Annotated in this window: 18 protein-coding genes; 4 read left to right on the plus strand and 14 right to left on the minus strand. The window is 55.6% G+C overall.

What is annotated here, in order from left to right; genetic code table 11:
* Positions 1-19 precede the first annotated feature (19 nt).
* From BMW84_RS13695 to BMW84_RS24835, 5 genes are all read right to left on the minus strand, one after another.
* Positions 20-349 carry a hypothetical protein gene (locus tag BMW84_RS13695; RefSeq protein ID WP_091069309.1) on the minus strand — a complete coding sequence of 110 codons (330 nt, stop codon included), beginning with the start codon at positions 347-349 and terminating at the stop codon, positions 20-22.
* Positions 336-512 (minus strand): hypothetical protein, encoded by a 177-nt coding sequence (locus tag BMW84_RS24830; protein ID WP_175498809.1) that lies wholly within the window; start codon positions 510-512, stop codon positions 336-338. The genes BMW84_RS13695 and BMW84_RS24830 overlap by 14 nt, the downstream gene beginning before the upstream one ends.
* Complete coding sequence (locus BMW84_RS13700; protein ID WP_091069312.1) at positions 509-760, minus strand: hypothetical protein; 252 nt, start codon at positions 758-760, stop codon at positions 509-511. Before BMW84_RS13700 ends, BMW84_RS24830 begins: the two co-directional genes overlap by 4 nt.
* A gap of 501 nt (positions 761-1,261) precedes the next feature.
* Positions 1,262-1,555, minus strand: coding sequence for a hypothetical protein (locus BMW84_RS13705; protein ID WP_091069315.1), 294 nt, complete (start codon positions 1,553-1,555; stop codon positions 1,262-1,264).
* A 94-nt stretch (positions 1,556-1,649) separates the two neighbouring features.
* Positions 1,650-1,802, minus strand: a complete 153-nt coding sequence (locus BMW84_RS24835) for a hypothetical protein (protein ID WP_175498810.1) — start codon at positions 1,800-1,802, stop codon at positions 1,650-1,652.
* A gap of 455 nt (positions 1,803-2,257) precedes the next feature.
* Between BMW84_RS24835 and BMW84_RS13710 the strand changes: the two genes are divergently transcribed.
* Genes BMW84_RS13710 through BMW84_RS13720 form a run of 3 tightly spaced genes read left to right on the plus strand, consistent with a single transcriptional unit; the run spans position 2,258 to position 5,155 of the window.
* Complete coding sequence (locus BMW84_RS13710; RefSeq protein WP_254772982.1) at positions 2,258-3,583, plus strand: MFS transporter; 1,326 nt, start codon at positions 2,258-2,260, stop codon at positions 3,581-3,583.
* 22 nt (positions 3,584-3,605) lie between these two features.
* Positions 3,606-4,607 carry a D-cysteine desulfhydrase family protein gene (locus tag BMW84_RS13715; protein WP_302848101.1) on the plus strand — a complete coding sequence of 334 codons (1,002 nt, stop codon included), beginning with the start codon at positions 3,606-3,608 and terminating at the stop codon, positions 4,605-4,607.
* Between the two features lie 17 nt (positions 4,608-4,624).
* Positions 4,625-5,155, plus strand: coding sequence for a DinB family protein (locus tag BMW84_RS13720; protein WP_091069320.1), 531 nt, complete (start codon positions 4,625-4,627; stop codon positions 5,153-5,155).
* A 63-nt stretch (positions 5,156-5,218) separates the two neighbouring features.
* Here the strand turns inward: BMW84_RS13720 and BMW84_RS13725 are convergent, their stop codons facing one another.
* From BMW84_RS13725 to BMW84_RS13760, 8 genes are all read right to left on the minus strand, one after another.
* Positions 5,219-5,815, minus strand: coding sequence for a CGNR zinc finger domain-containing protein (locus BMW84_RS13725; RefSeq protein WP_091069323.1), 597 nt, complete (start codon positions 5,813-5,815; stop codon positions 5,219-5,221).
* 312 nt (positions 5,816-6,127) lie between these two features.
* Positions 6,128-7,759: a chaperonin GroEL gene (gene groL / locus BMW84_RS13730; RefSeq protein WP_091069325.1), complete on the minus strand. Its 1,632-nt coding sequence runs from the start codon at positions 7,757-7,759 to the stop codon at positions 6,128-6,130.
* Between the two features lie 77 nt (positions 7,760-7,836).
* Positions 7,837-8,118, minus strand: a complete 282-nt coding sequence (gene groES, locus BMW84_RS13735; RefSeq protein ID WP_091069327.1) for a co-chaperone GroES — start codon at positions 8,116-8,118, stop codon at positions 7,837-7,839.
* 293 nt (positions 8,119-8,411) lie between these two features.
* Entirely contained in the window at positions 8,412-9,182 is a 771-nt protein-coding gene (tatC, locus tag BMW84_RS13740; protein WP_091069758.1) for a twin-arginine translocase subunit TatC, read from the minus strand.
* Between the two features lie 199 nt (positions 9,183-9,381).
* Positions 9,382-9,627, minus strand: a complete 246-nt coding sequence (tatA, locus tag BMW84_RS13745) for a twin-arginine translocase TatA/TatE family subunit (RefSeq protein WP_091069329.1) — start codon at positions 9,625-9,627, stop codon at positions 9,382-9,384.
* 126 nt (positions 9,628-9,753) lie between these two features.
* Positions 9,754-10,239, minus strand: a complete 486-nt coding sequence (locus tag BMW84_RS13750; RefSeq protein WP_091069332.1) for a MogA/MoaB family molybdenum cofactor biosynthesis protein — start codon at positions 10,237-10,239, stop codon at positions 9,754-9,756.
* A 55-nt stretch (positions 10,240-10,294) separates the two neighbouring features.
* On the minus strand, positions 10,295-10,804 hold the full coding sequence (gene moaC, locus BMW84_RS13755) for a cyclic pyranopterin monophosphate synthase MoaC (protein ID WP_091069334.1): 510 nt from the start codon (positions 10,802-10,804) through the stop codon (positions 10,295-10,297).
* Positions 10,801-11,421, minus strand: a complete 621-nt coding sequence (locus BMW84_RS13760) for a 5-formyltetrahydrofolate cyclo-ligase (protein ID WP_091069336.1) — start codon at positions 11,419-11,421, stop codon at positions 10,801-10,803. Before BMW84_RS13760 ends, moaC begins: the two co-directional genes overlap by 4 nt.
* A gap of 219 nt (positions 11,422-11,640) precedes the next feature.
* On the opposite strand from BMW84_RS13760, the gene BMW84_RS13765 reads away from it, so the two are divergent.
* Complete coding sequence (locus tag BMW84_RS13765) at positions 11,641-13,596, plus strand: ABC-F family ATP-binding cassette domain-containing protein (protein ID WP_091069338.1); 1,956 nt, start codon at positions 11,641-11,643, stop codon at positions 13,594-13,596.
* Positions 13,597-13,964: 368 nt separating this feature from the next.
* On the opposite strand, the gene BMW84_RS13770 is transcribed toward BMW84_RS13765, so the two are convergent.
* The gene (locus BMW84_RS13770) at positions 13,965-15,521 is read right to left on the minus strand and encodes a 2-isopropylmalate synthase (RefSeq protein ID WP_091069341.1); all 1,557 of its coding nucleotides are present in this window, start codon (positions 15,519-15,521) and stop codon (positions 13,965-13,967) included.
* Positions 15,522-15,610 lie beyond the last annotated feature (89 nt).

Raw genomic sequence — 15,610 nt, forward strand, 5'->3', positions numbered from 1 at the left:
CCAAAAGCCGCCGGTAAGCCTATTTTCGCTTATTGTTGTTCCATAGGTCCTTATGCATCAAGCCGGCGTAAAGCAGATGGATCATCGTCAGAACCATGACATATTCCCGCAGCGTATTGGACAAGCTGCCGAAATTCAGGCCCAGAATAATATTAAGCCGGCCCCACAGCAGATTCATGCAGAGCAGCGCCACCGCGCCGTACGTAATCCACACGCTCCGCAAAAATAGATTGTACGTCCGCTCTTCCCCGTGGCCGAGAAAAAATTTCCGGTAGCGGACCACATAAGCGGCAAACACAAGCATTGCGATCGCTTCGAGCGTAATCAACGTCAGATCAATAATGTCCATGCAAATCATCTCCTCTCTTGCCCAGCCCCGAACGGTGCAGGTCAATAAGGCTCTCCATGTCGTCGGATTCCAATGCTTTCTGGATTTTTCCCAGCTTGTCGATTTCATGCTTGACCCGGCTAGGTTTGATCGCTTGTGTTCTGAAAATATCGAGGAGCTTCACTTGTGATCGACCTCCTCACCGCTTGATTTCTCACTGCCGCCTCGCTCAAGGAGCAGTTTGACGAGGGTACGGTTGTATTCGCTCAGCTGCTTTTCGTTTTCTTCGTCCCGCTTCTGATAATTCTGTATGACCTTTTCCTTGCTGGCGATTTGCCTGATGCTCCAGATCAAGGCAATCGACAAAAGCACATTGAGCACGACTGAACCGTTATTGTGGCTAAAAAGATCAGTCAATGCGCCTACATCCATCCGTATCCCTCCATTCATCCGCCAAGAGCTGCCGCCGGGTAATGCAGGAGGAGGTCTCGTCCATCTTTTGTCCCCGAATCAACGACACAGGGGAGCCCGTGGTTTATACTATAAAATATTCAATTGATAGAATTGCTGTTTGGGTATTCCGAGAGTTTTGTTGCCAAGCTCCCGGAATATTACCTGTACCGGGCAGCGGCAGCAAAAAAACCTCTCCAGCGGCGCATTTCAAATCCTTCCCGGAGAGGCTTTCTATTTTTCCGCACACATCATCCCTCTACGCTTCAAACAGAATCGCAAACGGGTCCCGCGCAGTGTTGCTCCGCTTCTTCAATCCCGTTTCCGGCTCCCCGAGGGAGAGCGGATAGCTGGCTGAAACTACGATTACTGTACATAAAAGTGCCCATAATATTATACCTGAAATTACCGTCATCAACGTCATTATCCTTTATCCGTCGCACATCCCCATCCGTTCTCAGCAGGGTCAGCCGGTCGGCGCCTTCACGGAGGGAGCAAGCCGAAGGCACCTTGCGACGGCTGCGGGGCAAAGTCGACCCAAAGCTCGCGTACCCCTGTCACAGCTTCAAATGCCGCATGCAGCGCCGGTTTGGTCAGAATATCCCATAGATATTGGTGGGGCTGGATTTGCCCACGCAGCGGGGGCCAGCCTTGTTCCTCCCACCAGCAAGTAAACCGTAAAACATAAAAGTGCATGACTGCCTTAGGCACCACTGCATATCCTTGCCCAAGCCATTGCAGCTTGATTGATTCAGCGGTACTTCTGAGAATTGCCATCACATCCCGCAAGATAAAAATTTGATCACATGTGATACTTAAAACTTTAAATGAAAAAGCCCTGCGGTATCCGCAGAGCCTATGCCGTTCCTATTCATCTGCCGCCGGTCCAAGGATTGATTTCGCCGGTCAGATCGCGTCCGGCCTTCCTCTCTTCCTCGCTGATCCTTTTGCCGAGGGCCGCCTGATACCACACCAGCGGAGCAGCCGCTAGAATCAGGAAGCCAAGCGAATAAAGAATACTCATACCATCAGCTCCTTTATAACAGCATTGTATCAGATCCAGAGTAAATATTCCAATAAATGGGTTAAATAAGCAGCCCAAAAATCAGCCGGTTCACGGATTATAATCACTGCGAAAAGCACCCTTCGGGGTGCCTTTCGTGCTGCTCTATGACTGCTTAGCCGAAAGGGCCATACAGCAGCATCGCCATGTACCTCTATGGCTGCTCAACGATGTCCAGCCACGCGGCTACTCAGTCCCGTCGGCTGGGCTCCTGATTATGTGTTATCTTTCGTAACATTCATGCCCCAACAACCCAAAAAAGCATAGGCCGAATGAAGAGAAATCAAAATTTATTAACTAACCCTTCAAAATTATATTGACGGTTAGTTTTGGTGATGTTAAATTAAGTTACACGAAGGGGTTGAGCGCTCGCTTCATCGGATACAATCCAAATACGGGAAGGAGAGTGGTTCAGCATGGAGAACAATCAAGCCGGAGCGAAGCTGCAAGCTGCCAGTACGGCTGTTGTAATGAAACCGAAGAGAATGGGCCTGCGCTGGGGAATGGCCGTCATCTTCTTCGTCATCGGCCTCATCGCTTATATGGACCGTTCCAACATTTCCATCGTTGCCAAGCCTATGATGGAGGATCTCAATATCAACAAGGTGCAGTTCGGTCTGTTAACCTCCCTCTTCTTTCTGGGATACTGCCTTGCCCAGATTCCCGGGGGCATCCTCGCCGAACGGTATGGGGCCCGCAAAATCATCGCTATCGCGATAACCTTCTGGTCCGTGTTTACCGCATTCACAGCCGCTGCCGCCTCTTACGTCATGATGTGCATTGTCCGGTTCTTCTTCGGCGTTGGCGAAGGGCCGATGTATCCGGGCAACGCCTCCTTCAACTCCTATTGGTTCCAGAAGCATGAGAAGGGCCGCGCTGCGAGCGCGCTGCTGTCAGGCTCCTTCTTCGGTCCGGTGATTGCCCCGACACTGGGGGTTGCCATTATGACCGCTTTTGGCTGGCAGGCCGTATTCTACGTGTTCGCCGGGGCCGGTGTTCTCATTGCCATCGTATGGTTCATCATTGGCCGCGACAGACCCGAGCAGCATCCCTGGATCTCGGAAGCAGAGCAGCGGCTGATTCTGGCGAACCGGAGCGCGAACAGCTCAACCGCTAAGGCGCCCTGGGGACAATATCTGCGGAATCCCCGGTTCTGGGCCATCGGAGGCCAATATCTGGTCGTTCTGTATATGAACACGTTCTTCCTGACCTGGCTACCCACGTATCTGATGGAGGCGCGCGGCTTCTCCCTCCAATCTATGGGCGTTGCAGCAAGCTTCCCTTGGCTGGCGCTGTGTATCGTCACCATCGCCGGCGGAGCCTTCTCCGACATGCTCTTGCGGTCCACGCGCTCGCTGATGAAATCCAGAGGTTATGTCGCAATTGCGGGTTTTCTGGTTTTCATCCTGGGCTTATACATGGCGGCTTATGCCAGCACACCTGCGCTGAATGTTCTCTGGCTTACCGTGGGACTGGGGGCGCTGGGACTGCCCTTTGTCGTATCCTGGGCGCTCGCCAATGATCTGGGCAAGGAATTCGCCGGTTCCGTGAGCGGATGGATGAACGTATGGGGCAGCACAGGCGGGGTTATTGCACCGATAATCTGTGGCTGGATGGCTCAGACCTTCGGCTGGGAAAAAACCATTCTGCTGAATATCCTCCCGGTTCTCGGCTCCATCGTCTTATGGCTGGTGATCCGCCCCGACCGGCCACTGCTGAAAGAATCCCCTGAAGGGAAGTGAGAACTTGAACAGAATTAACTCATTGCCGCGGGTCATCCTGGGAACCTGGCCCACACCCTTGCAGCCTGCAGAACAATTATCCAGGCAACTGGGATGTCCACTGTATATTAAGAGAGAGGATATGACCGGGCTTGGAGGAGGCGGTAACAAAGCCAGAAAACTTGAATTCCAGCTTGGCAAAGCTGTACAAGACGGCGCAACCCATGTCATCACGACGGGAGCCATCCAATCCAATCATGCCCACCTTACCGCCGCCGCTGCCCGCAGGCTTGGACTCCAGCCCCATCTCGTGCTGAGTGGTACCCCCAGCGAAGAACAACACGGCAACCTGTATCTGGATCATCTGATGCATGCGGGGGTTACCTTTGCGACGCCTCCTGCTGACCGTCCTCCGCTGGAGGTGGTCAATAAGATCATGGATCAGGTAGCAGGCACGATCCGGGCGGAAGGCGGCATTCCCTGCATTATTCCCGAAGGCGGCACAGATGCTCTGGGGACGGTCGGCTATATTCTCGCCATGGAAGAGTTGATTCAGCAGCTTAAGCCGCTCGGACTTGAGCGAAAGCGTCTGCTGCTTGTCGTTGCCACAGGCACCTGCGGAACCCAGGCGGGGCTAGTGGCAGGCGCAAGCGTATTATCCTCTTCATTGGACATTATGGGGGTCAGTGTGAGCGGCAAAACGCCGATCAAGCTGGAGAAGACGGCACGGGTAGCTACGGAGACCTTGCTTCTTGCCGGATACGATCATGTGGTGAGCCAAGAAGATATCTGGATTGAAGATCGTTTTATCGGTGAAAGGTACGGCGCGATTACCGAAGAATGCAGACAAGCTATTTATACCGCTGCGACAGCGGAGGGCCTCTTCCTTGATCCGGTCTACACCGGCAAGGCGATGGCGGCACTGCTCCACATGGGACAATCAGGACAGTTGACTTCATATGATGCGGTGGTATTCGTACATACCGGGGGTCTGCCACTGTTGTTCCACTATGATTCAGTCATTACCGAATTCCACACGAAATGAAGGAGAGATGAGAGGATATGTCAGTACATGAACAACACACGGCAGTAGCCGCGGAGATCGGCCAAGATTTGAAGGTGATTGGGGAAGGCCTGCTGGAGGATGTCTTCCGCATCATTCGGAATCTCCCGCCCGAAGCACTGAATTGGAAGCCGGAGCATATGAACAATAGTCCGTATGTTCTCGCCTATCACCTGCTCGGCTCCGCAGGATATTGGATTGGCGAGGTAGTGGGCGGTATACCAACAGACCGCATCCGGGCCAATGAATTCGGCGTATCCGGGAACCATGAGCAGTTGGAAATTCTGCTCTCCGACACCAGAGCACGGCTGATCAAGACATTTGATCAGCTGCAGGACAGCCAATTGCAGCCAAGCCCTATTGATTTGAGCCGTGGTGTACTGTGCTGGGGAGAGGTTCCTCCCGAAGGCCGTACCGCGATATGGGTACTCGTGCATGACCTGTGCCATATTGCTTATACTCTGGGCCAGCTTGACCGGATCAACACGCTGTGGAAATCCGGTAACACCGATCATAACACACCGTCGTAATAGAGGTGCACAGAACAAGGGCAGCCTCCTTGCTTACCGTGGAGGCCTGCCCTATTGCGCTTTTTATAGAGAGGTTAGCTCCTCCTGCTGTCCTTCGGACTTCACCTTGAACCGGGAAGCCTTCATCCGGTTTCCGCACAGCTTCATTGAGCACCACTTCCGCTTGCCGGTATAATCCAGATAGAGCCAGATGCATCTGGGATTGCCGCAGCGGTGAAGCCCCTGCAGCTTGCCGATTGTGCAGATCTCCAGCGCATCCAGCGCGATTAAGGAGAGCAGCGAGGCCTGAAAGGAGCCCAAGGGTACAGGAATCAGGCGATCCGCCTTATATTGGTATGACAATGGGGCATTCCTGAGGAGAAGCTCCAGGTATCCAATGCATTCCGGCGGCGGTGTTCCACCATCGGCACTCTTCTCGAACAGCTCGCGGAGCTTGGCTCTGAGCACCTTCACCTCGGACAGCACAGCCTCATTTACCTTCTCCGTGGAACCACCGAACTGCTCCTGTACGAAGGCACCCATGGAGATCAAGGTCTGCACCCAGAGGGCGAGGTCCTCAGGCCCGGAGAGCGAATCGACCCGCTTACCTCTTTTCATTTCTTCGGTATTGATCAAGTCCAAGGAAGGATTGCCGGAATAGAAATGGAATGTAGTCGTCATAAGGTCCTCCTTAAGCAACCGAGTCGTAGTTTATACTTTAATTTTATCACACCCGGATGCTCCGACCAAGCCATATTAACCCCATAATAGTGTACAATAGGTTAATATTTTGCAGGTAACCTTTTGTCAAGGCCCCTCTCCCGGCCCCCCCTATCACCCGTCCACCCAGACTTAGTGGCTCCGGACCCATTAACCAATCCCGACGCTCATACATGCAACTACCAGGACAATAAAAAAAGAAGCTTCGCACAAGTTATCACAACTCATGCAAAGCCTCTAATTTAACGTCTTGCGGAGGATTTTAACCCTTTATTACATCATGCCGCCCATACCGCCCATGCCGCCCATATCCGGCATGCCGCCGCCTTTTTCAGGCTCTGGCTTGTCGGCGATGACCGCTTCGGTGGTCAGGAACATAGCCGCTACGGAAGCAGCGTTTTGCAGCGCGTAACGGGTTACTTTGGCAGGGTCAACGATCCCCGCTTCGAACATGTTCACCCATTCGCCGGTAGCAGCGTTGTAGCCTACGCCTACCGCTTCTTTTTTCAGGCGGTCAACGATAACGGAACCTTCTTCGCCTGCGTTGGCAGCGATGGTGCGTACAGGCTCTTCCAGCGCACGCAGAACGATGTTCACGCCGGTTTTTTCGTCGCCGGTTGCTTCTACGGCAGCCACAGCAGCATATACGTTCACCAGGGCGGTACCGCCGCCGGATACGATGCCTTCTTCAACCGCAGCGCGGGTTGCGTTCAGGGCGTCTTCGATGCGCAGTTTACGTTCTTTCAGCTCGGTTTCGGTAGCTGCTCCGACTTTGACTACGGCTACGCCGCCAGCCAGCTTCGCCAGACGCTCTTGCAGTTTTTCTTTGTCGAACTCGGAAGTGGTTTCTTCCAGTTGAGCTCGGATTTGGTTCACGCGGGCCGTGATGTCGGCTTTGTCGCCGCTGCCGTCAACGATCGTCGTGTTTTCTTTGGTTACGCGCACTTGACGGGCATTACCCAATTGATCTACGGTTGTGCTCTTCAGGTCCAGACCGAGCTTCTCGGTGATCACTTGGCCGCCGGTCAGGGCAGCGATATCTTGCAGCATGGCTTCGCGGCGGTCGCCGAAGCCAGGAGCTTTTACAGCTACAGCGTTAAATGTGCCGCGCAGTTTGTTCACGATCAGCATCGCTTGCGCTTCGCCTTCGATGTCCTCGGCGATGATGACGAGCGGACGGGCTTGTTGCACGATTTTTTCGAGCAGCGGAAGAATTTCTTGGGTGCTGCTGATTTTCTTATCGGTGATCAGGATGTAAGGGTTGTCGAGAACCGCTTCCATCTTGTCGGTGTCGGTAATCATGTAAGGGGACACATAGCCGCGGTCGAATTGCATGCCTTCAACCACTTCCAGCTCGGTCAGGAAGCCGCGGGATTCTTCAACGGTGATAACGCCGTCTTTGCCCACTTTTTCCATCGCTTCGGCAATCAGTTGGCCCACTTCTTCGTCGGCAGCGGAAATGGCCGCTACTTGTGCGATCGCTTGGGAATCTTCGATTGGTTTGGCGATGTTTTGCAGTTCGGTTACAGCTGCGCGAACCGCTTTGTCGATGCCTTTGCGGATGACCATCGGGTTAGCGCCTGCCGTTACGTTCTTCAGGCCTTCGCGGATCATCGCTTGAGCCAGAACCGTTGCAGTTGTAGTACCGTCGCCGGCTACATCGTTGGTTTTGGTGGCAACTTCTTTAACGAGCTGTGCGCCCATGTTCTCGAACGCGTCGTCGAGTTCGATTTCTTTGGCGATCGTTACGCCGTCGTTCGTGATCAGCGGGCTACCGAATTTCTTCTCAAGCACGACGTTGCGGCCTTTCGGTCCGAGCGTTACTTTTACCGCGTTTGCCAAAGCATCAACCCCGCGCAGCATCGAGCGGCGTGCGTCTTCACTGAACTTGATTTCTTTTGCCATTGTGTAAACCCTCCTAATGTATGGTTATTCGCTAATTAAGTACTTGGTCTTCGGCTTGCTTATGAAGCGGCTGCGGCCTATTCGAGGATCGCGTGGATGTCGCTTTCCTTCATGATGAGGTATTCTTTACCTTCGTATTTGATTTCGGTTCCGGCATATTTCGAGAAAATCACGCGGTCGCCGACTTTTACTTCCAGCGCAACATGCACGCCGTCTTTTACAGCGCCATTGCCGACTGCGATCACTTTGCCTTCTTGCGGCTTCTCTTTGGAAGAGTCCGGAAGCACAATTCCGAAAGAAGTGGTTTGTTCCTGCTCGATAGGCTGTACCAGTACGCGTTCACCTAGTGGTTTGATCATGAAAAATAGCCTCCTTTGAAATTATGTTGTTTGCCCCGTGGGGCTCCATATGTTTTTTCCTACGTTAGCACTCGACACTCAGTAGTGCTAACAACAATTTTTATGATACTCAAACTGTCTGCGGATTTCAAGTCCTTTTGCGTAAAAACGCTTCGTTTTTGGAAAAAATATGGTGCGGGGGCCTGTCCGTTTCACACCTTCATACATTGTTGCCACCGTCAGGAAAAATATGCTTGCCGGAAAAGCGCGGGTTACCGCAGCTTCTCCGGCACGGTAAGTGTGCCGCCAGAGGTTCAAGATTCCGCTCCCCGGACATATCGGGCTTCCCGCGCGGCGTCCGCCGCAAGCTGCTTGCGGTACACCAGCGACGACAACAGTACACTGAATTCGTACAGCGCCAGCAGCGGGACAGTGACGAGCAGGTCGGAGATGAAATCGGGCGGCGTGATAACCACCGCGATAAATACGAGCGCAAAATAGGCATAACGGCGGATTTTCCGCAATCTCAGCGGGTTCAGAAGGCGCAGCCGGGTCAGAAACATGACAACCAGCGGCAGCTCGAAGAGCAGCGCAAGCGGAATGACCAGCGAAAACATGAAGCTGAAGTATTCGGCAATGCCATACGTCTCCTCCAGGCCCATGCTGCGTGTCACCGAAACGGTGAACGACAAGGCCATCGGAAAAATCACATAATAGCCGAACGCAAGCCCGAGCACGAAAAGAACAAAGACATACGGCACATACCGCAGCGTTACGCTCCGCTCCACCGGGCGCAGGCCGGGGCTGACAAACGCCCACAGCTGATAGGCCGTAAACGGCACGGTGAACACCAGAGACACGGCACCGGCGATTTTCATGTACATGCCGATCCCGTCCCAGAAGGAAAACGCGTGCAGGACGAACCCTTTGACCGAATCGGCGGTAACGAGATAATCGTAAATCGGCTTGGCGGCAAACAGTCCGCCGATGAGACCCGCCACAAATACGAGCAGAATGTAAATGATTCTTTTACGAAGCTCAGTCAAATGATCAACGACGGACATTTCTTCGTCAATAGCGGCCATGAAAGACACCACCCGATTCATATGTAAAATCTCCCCACAAAGTGGAGCATTTGCTCCGAAGCCGGGCCAGGTACTTTGCGGGGACCCCAAAACCTTCTTTACTTCTCCCGGGAATTTTAACAATCGCAAAAAAAGAGGGCTGCCCTCCCAGTGATTCTCCGGCACTGAGTGCAACGCCCCCGCGTAAATGGTACTGATATTATTCCGGCAGGCGTTTGTCCTGCGGAAGCTCTGCGGCCACGGTTTGCGGGGCAACCGCTGCTGCGGGCGTCTCGCTTTTTGAGGCCGGCTGCGGTTCGCTGATGATCTCCCGCGCCCCGTCTTTGAATTCTCTGAATGTCCGTCCCACCGCTCGTCCCAGCTCGGGCAGTTTGTTCGGCCCGAACAGCAGAAGCGCCAGAATCACCAATAAAATAATTCCCGGAGCACCAATCGAGTTGAGCATATAACAGTCCTCCTTGTCCCTTGCCGTTCCATGGTATCGTTATCAATATATTCATAATACCATAACTTATGTCACACATCCAAGCGCGCAGTAGTGTTTTATTATGTCGGCAAGAAGAAAAGGATGTTACTCCCGATATTGTCCGGTGACCATCAACAGCGCTTCCGGAAGCTGGTCCATTACGGCGGCCAGATTCTCGTGTACCCCTTTGGGGGTACCGGGCAAGTTGACGATCAGCGTCCGGCCGCGGATGCCGCAAATGCCCCGGAACAGCATAACCGCACGATTTTTCTGCATCACCGTGCTGCGCATCGCTTCGGAAAGTCCCGGCACTTCGCGTTCGATGACCCGCCGCGTCGCCTCGGGCGTCACATCGCGGATGGCCAGTTCCGTGCCTCCCGTCGTCAAAACCAAATCGGCCTGGAAATAATCCGTCAGTTCAATCAAAGCGGCGATAATCTCATCCTGCTCATCCGGCACAATCCGGTATTCGATGATCTCGCCGCCAAGCTCCTCCTCCACCAGCTCCCGAATGACTTGGGCGCTCGTATCCTCCCGTTCGCCTCTGGCTCCTTTGTCGCTGGCCGTCAGGATCGCTGTTTTCCATGCCATGGTTGGTCCCTCCCTTTTTATATATATGTATATGAGCGGAGGCTTGCTGCTTCAATTATGCCCCGCCTTCGCCGGAGTCCAAAGAAGACTTGTCTTCCAGCGAGTAATCCCCGTTTTTGCCGCCGCTCTTGGCAACCAGCCGCGTCGGCCCGATCACCATATCCTTTTGCAGCGCTTTGCACATGTCGTACACCGTTAATGCCGCGGTCGAGACGGCCGTCAACGCCTCCATCTCCACGCCGGTTTTTCCGGTCGTCTTCACTGTTGCTTCTATATATAGCTCATCGTTGTTGTTATCCGCGAAGCCGACATCCACGCCGGTCAGCGGCAGCGGGTGGCACATCGGAATCCAGTCGGCGGTTTTTTTGGCCGCCATGATTGCTGCAACTTGGGCCACGGCCAGAACATCGCCTTTGCCGATCTTGCCTGCCTTGATGGCCGTAAGCGTTGTTGGCGCCATCTTTACCATGCTCTGCGCCGTGGCGGAGCGCTTCGTAATATCCTTCTCGCTCACATCCACCATCCGTGCCCGGCCTTGCTCATTAAAATGGGTGAATTCCGTCATTTGTTCTCCTTCCGGCAGCGCCAGATGCCATTCTCGGTGATCAGCATGTCCATGAAGGCGTCATGGGGTTCCATCGGCACCTCTGTCACAAGCTGCAATTCATAGGCCAGCCCGGCCCACACCGGCTGTACGCCGCCGCGGGGTGCTTCGCTGCGCCACAGCGCCCTCAGCCGGTCGTAATATCCCTGGCCGTAACCCAACCGGCCGCCCCGGCGGTCGAAGGCCAGCCCGGGAACCAGCACGGCATCCGGTACGGCATCCCAGCTGAGGATGCTTGGCAACGGCTCGTGAATGCCGTAAGTGCCGGGCGCCAGCTCTTCCCAGGAGCGCACCTCATGCAAACTCATGGAGCTGCTGCCCGGAATGACCCGGGGCAGCAGGACCCGTCGCCCGGCCGCCCAGGCCGCGGCAATCAGCGGCCGCGTGTCCAGCTCCGACCGCAGCGGCATGTAAGCGAGCAGCGTTTCCGCGCCTGAGGCCTGAAGCCAATCCTGCGCATGCGCGCAGGCCCGGACCGACAGCTCCCGTCTTTCTTCAGGAGACAGGCCGCCCCGCGCGGCGGCACACTCGGCACGCAGCTGCCGTTTCAGGCTGGCCGCGGAATGGCTGCCTTCCATCGGCGTGCCTCCTCTAATGGATTTTCTGCAAAGCGTATCATCGTATGTAAATTCAGTTTACCACTCTTCTCCCCGGTTCGCCAAGGTCGTGTCATACCGCCTGTTACGCGAATCATCTCGCGCGGCGGCTGCTTTTCATGTAAACTAGAAGATAAAAGTCTAAACGCGCGGAGCTTCAAGCTCCGCTTGAAATACGCAAGGGCGGAGGTTTCAATCGGTATGCTTCTTCAAGCGACAGGAATCACAAAATCATACGGAATTCAAAACATATTGGACGGCATCAGCCTGCAGGTCGGCGAAAAGGAACGGGTAGGGCTCGTCGGCGTCAATGGCGCCGGCAAATCGACCTTTCTGCAAATTTTGGCCGGCGAAATGTCTTATGACGGCGGGCAGATTTTTAAATCCAAAGAAACGACGATCGGCTATTTGGCCCAGAACGGCGGCCTGCAATCCGACAAAACCATTCAGGAGGAAATGCTGGCCGTCTTCGCCCCGCTGATCGAAGCCGAGGCGGAGCTGCGGCAGCTGGAAGCGGACATCGCCGATCCGGTGCTGGCGGAGGACGAGAAGCGGTACGAAGAGCTGCTGGAGCGTTATGCCCGACGTTCGGACTGGTTCAAGGACCACGGCGGCTATGAGATGGAGACGCGCATCCGCAGCGTGCTGCACGGGATGGGCTTTGGCTCGTTTGCCCCGGACACGCCGATCGCCACGCTCAGCGGCGGACAGAAGACGCGGCTCGCGCTCGCCCGCATTCTGCTGCAGGCACCGGATCTGCTTATGCTCGACGAACCGACCAACCATCTGGACATCGAGACATTGACCTGGCTGGAGGATTATTTGCGCAGCTATCCGGGCGGCATCCTCGTCGTGTCCCATGACCGGTATTTCCTCGACCGGCTGGTGACGACCATCGTCGAGATCGAACGCCATCAGTCCCGCCGGTACACCGGCAACTACAGCCGGTATATCGAGCTGAAAGCGGCGGAATACGAATCCCGCATGAAGCAATACGAGAAGCAGCAGGATGAAATCCAGCGGATGGAGGATTTTGTACAGAAGAACATCGTGCGCGCCTCCACCACCAAGCGGGCACAGAGCCGGCGTAAGGCGCTGGAGAAGATGGACCGTATCGAGAAACCGCTCGGCGATCTGAAAAAGGCGAGCTTCTCATTTGAGCCGGATTTCATGTCCGGCAAGGAAGTGCTGCAGGTCCGCAATGTCTCCGTGGCCTTTAATGAGAGCGCCGCGCCGCTGTTTAAGGACGTATCCTTTGAACTGCGCCGGGGCGAAACGGCCGCGCTGATCGGGCCGAACGGGATCGGCAAATCGACGCTGCTGCAATGCCTGACCGGAAGCCGTCAGCCTTCCGCCGGAACGGTGAACTGGGGCGCCAAGGTCAAGATTGATTACTACGATCAGGAGCAGACGCGTCTGAATCCGAAGAATACAGTTCTGGAAGAGCTGTGGAGCGAATATCCGATGCTGGAGGAAGCGCGCATCCGGACCGTGCTCGGCAATTTCCTGTTCAGCGGCGAAGATGTCCTGAAGAAGGTCTCCGCCTTAAGCGGCGGCGAAAAAGCGCGGGTCGCGCTCTCCAAGCTGATGCTGCGCGGCGCCAACATGCTCATTCTCGACGAACCGACCAACCATCTCGACCTGGTCAGCCGCGAGGTGCTGGAAGCGGCGCTGATCGATTTTGAAGGCACGCTGCTGTTCATCTCCCATGACCGGTACTTCCTGAACAAAATGGCCGAGCGCGTGCTGGAACTGCATCCCGGCGGCGTGAACCATTATCTCGGTAACTATGACGACTATACGGAGAAAAAACGCGAGCTCGAAGCCATCGCCCTGGACGAGGCGGAGCAGGCAGCTCTTAAAACCTCCAAAGCTGCGGAGCCGGATCCCCTGTCTGCCGATAAAAGCAGCGCTTCTTCCTATGAAGCCGATAAACAGGCCAAACGCGAAGAGCGTAACCGTCAGCGGCGGCTTGGGGAGCTGGAGGAATCCATCGCCCGGCTGGAGACGGAAATTGGCGGAATCGAAGCCGAAATGACCCAACCCGAAGTGTATCAGGATTACATGGCCCTGCAGGAACATGAGAGTCAGCTGAAGGAGAAAAAGGCACTTCTTGCCGCCTGGTTCGACGAATGGGAGACGCTGGCCGGCGAATAGTGCCGGTTTACACCGTCGAAATATTTTTTAACTTTCCGATTTTGTTCATATCCGCTTATACACAAGCTCATCCACAGTTTCCGTGCATAAGTGCGGTTTAAAAAAGGCCCAATTGGGCCTTTTTTATGCGTTATACCGCCATTTTAATTGTCAAGGACTTTTTATCCACCATTTTATCCACATTATCCACAATTCTCACAGAAAGGCGCGCCGCCTTTTACAGGGAAAAACCGGGTTAAAAAAATCGGCGGATTTGCTGATTTTACACGCTTTTTACACAAAACCGCAAGAATATGTGGATAACCTTGTCCACAGCTTGACAAATCCCTTTATCCAAAAAATGCCGGAATTCGTCAAGACTGCGGCATTTATTGAGCCGCTGCGGCATTCTCCTCTTCTTCGGAAGACAGGAGCGCTGAATTGCAGGCCGCGATGTAGGCCAGGCCGGCCGCCATTACGATATCGCGGTGGACCGCTGTCCCCCGGAATGGCCGGCCGCCGCGCTCCACCATCACCGCCGCTTCCGCCTGGGCATCCTCACCGCTGCCCAGCGAGTGCAGCTCCAGCCCGGCGAAGGCAATCTCCTCGGCGATGCCTTGGGCAATCGCCGAAATGACCGCCTCGAGCGGGCCGCTGCCCGTGCTCGTGTAAGATGCCTCGCGGCCGCTGCTGAGGTGGCGGACCGACACGGCCGCCACGCGGTGCGGCGCGCTGCCGGCGAGCACCTGCACGTCGCCCAGTTCATACACCTGGACGCCTTGGCCCGTGGCGCTGCTGACCATGCGCAGCAGCTCGTCGTCGCTGACCGTCTTCTGGCGGTCAGCCGCCACCTTGAACGCGTCATACAGCGCGTCCAGCTCCTGGCCTTCCAGCGCGATGCCGTATTTGGCCGCGCGGTCCTTCAAGGCATGCCGGCCGGAATGTTTGCCGAGCACGATCATGCTGCGCGGGATGCCCAGCCGCTCCGGATCCATAATCTCGTAGTTGCTGCGATCCTTCAGCAGCCCGTCCTGATGGATACCTGATTCATGCTGGAACGCGTTGCGGCCGACGACCGGCTTATTGTAAGCGATCGGAAAATGCATCGCGCCGCTGATCATCCGCGACGTTTCGTACAGCTGCTCCAGGGCGATGCCGGTCTTGGCGTTCAGTGCGTCTCCGCGCGTCTCCAGCGCCATCACCAGCTCCTCGAGCGCACAGTTCCCGGTGCGCTCGCCGACGCCGTTGACCGTCACTTCGATCTGCGTCGCCCCGCCGCCGATCGCCGCCAGGCTGTTCGCGACGGCCAGCCCCAGGTCGTTATGGCAGTGTGCGCTGAACGCGACCCGGTCCGCACCGCGGGCGCCGGCCCGCACGCGGCGGAACATCTCGCCGTATTCCTGCGGCAGCGCATACCCGACGGTATCGGGCAGGTTGATGATCGTCGCCCCCTCCTCAATGACGGCCTCGACCATTTCGATCAAATCGTCGATTCCCGTCCGCGCCGCATCCATCGCCGTGAATTCCACGGCATCGCTGAATTGTTTGGCGTAAGCCGTCATTTCACGCGCAGCCGCGACTACTTCGGGTCTGCTTTTGCGCAGCTGATGGCGCAGATGGATATCCGACGAGGAAATAAACAGGTGAATCCGCCGGCGTTCGGCATCGCGGGTAGCGCGGACGGCGGCGTCGATATCGCCCTTGACCGCGCGTGCAAAGCCGCAGATCTCAACGCCGTGAACGAGCCGGGAGATCGTCTCTACCGCCGCGAAGTCGCCGGGGCTGGACACCGGGAAGCCGGGCTCCAGCACATCGACGCCCAGGGCGGCCAGCTTTTTGGCCAGCACGATTTTCTGCTCCGGCGTCAGGCTTGCGCCGGGCGCTTGCTCACCGTCTCGCAGCGTGGTATCAAAAATCTGGATACGTTTTTTCACGGGAATAATCATCTTCGTTCCTCCTGGTCAGTTGATTTCACACCTGATTCACTTGCCTGCAAAACGCATGTCGACCTGCGCCTTGCCCTTTCCCCGCCCGC

Source organism: Paenibacillus sp. NFR01, assembly GCF_900111565.1.
In the GTDB taxonomy this organism is placed as follows: domain Bacteria; phylum Bacillota; class Bacilli; order Paenibacillales; family Paenibacillaceae; genus Paenibacillus_AQ.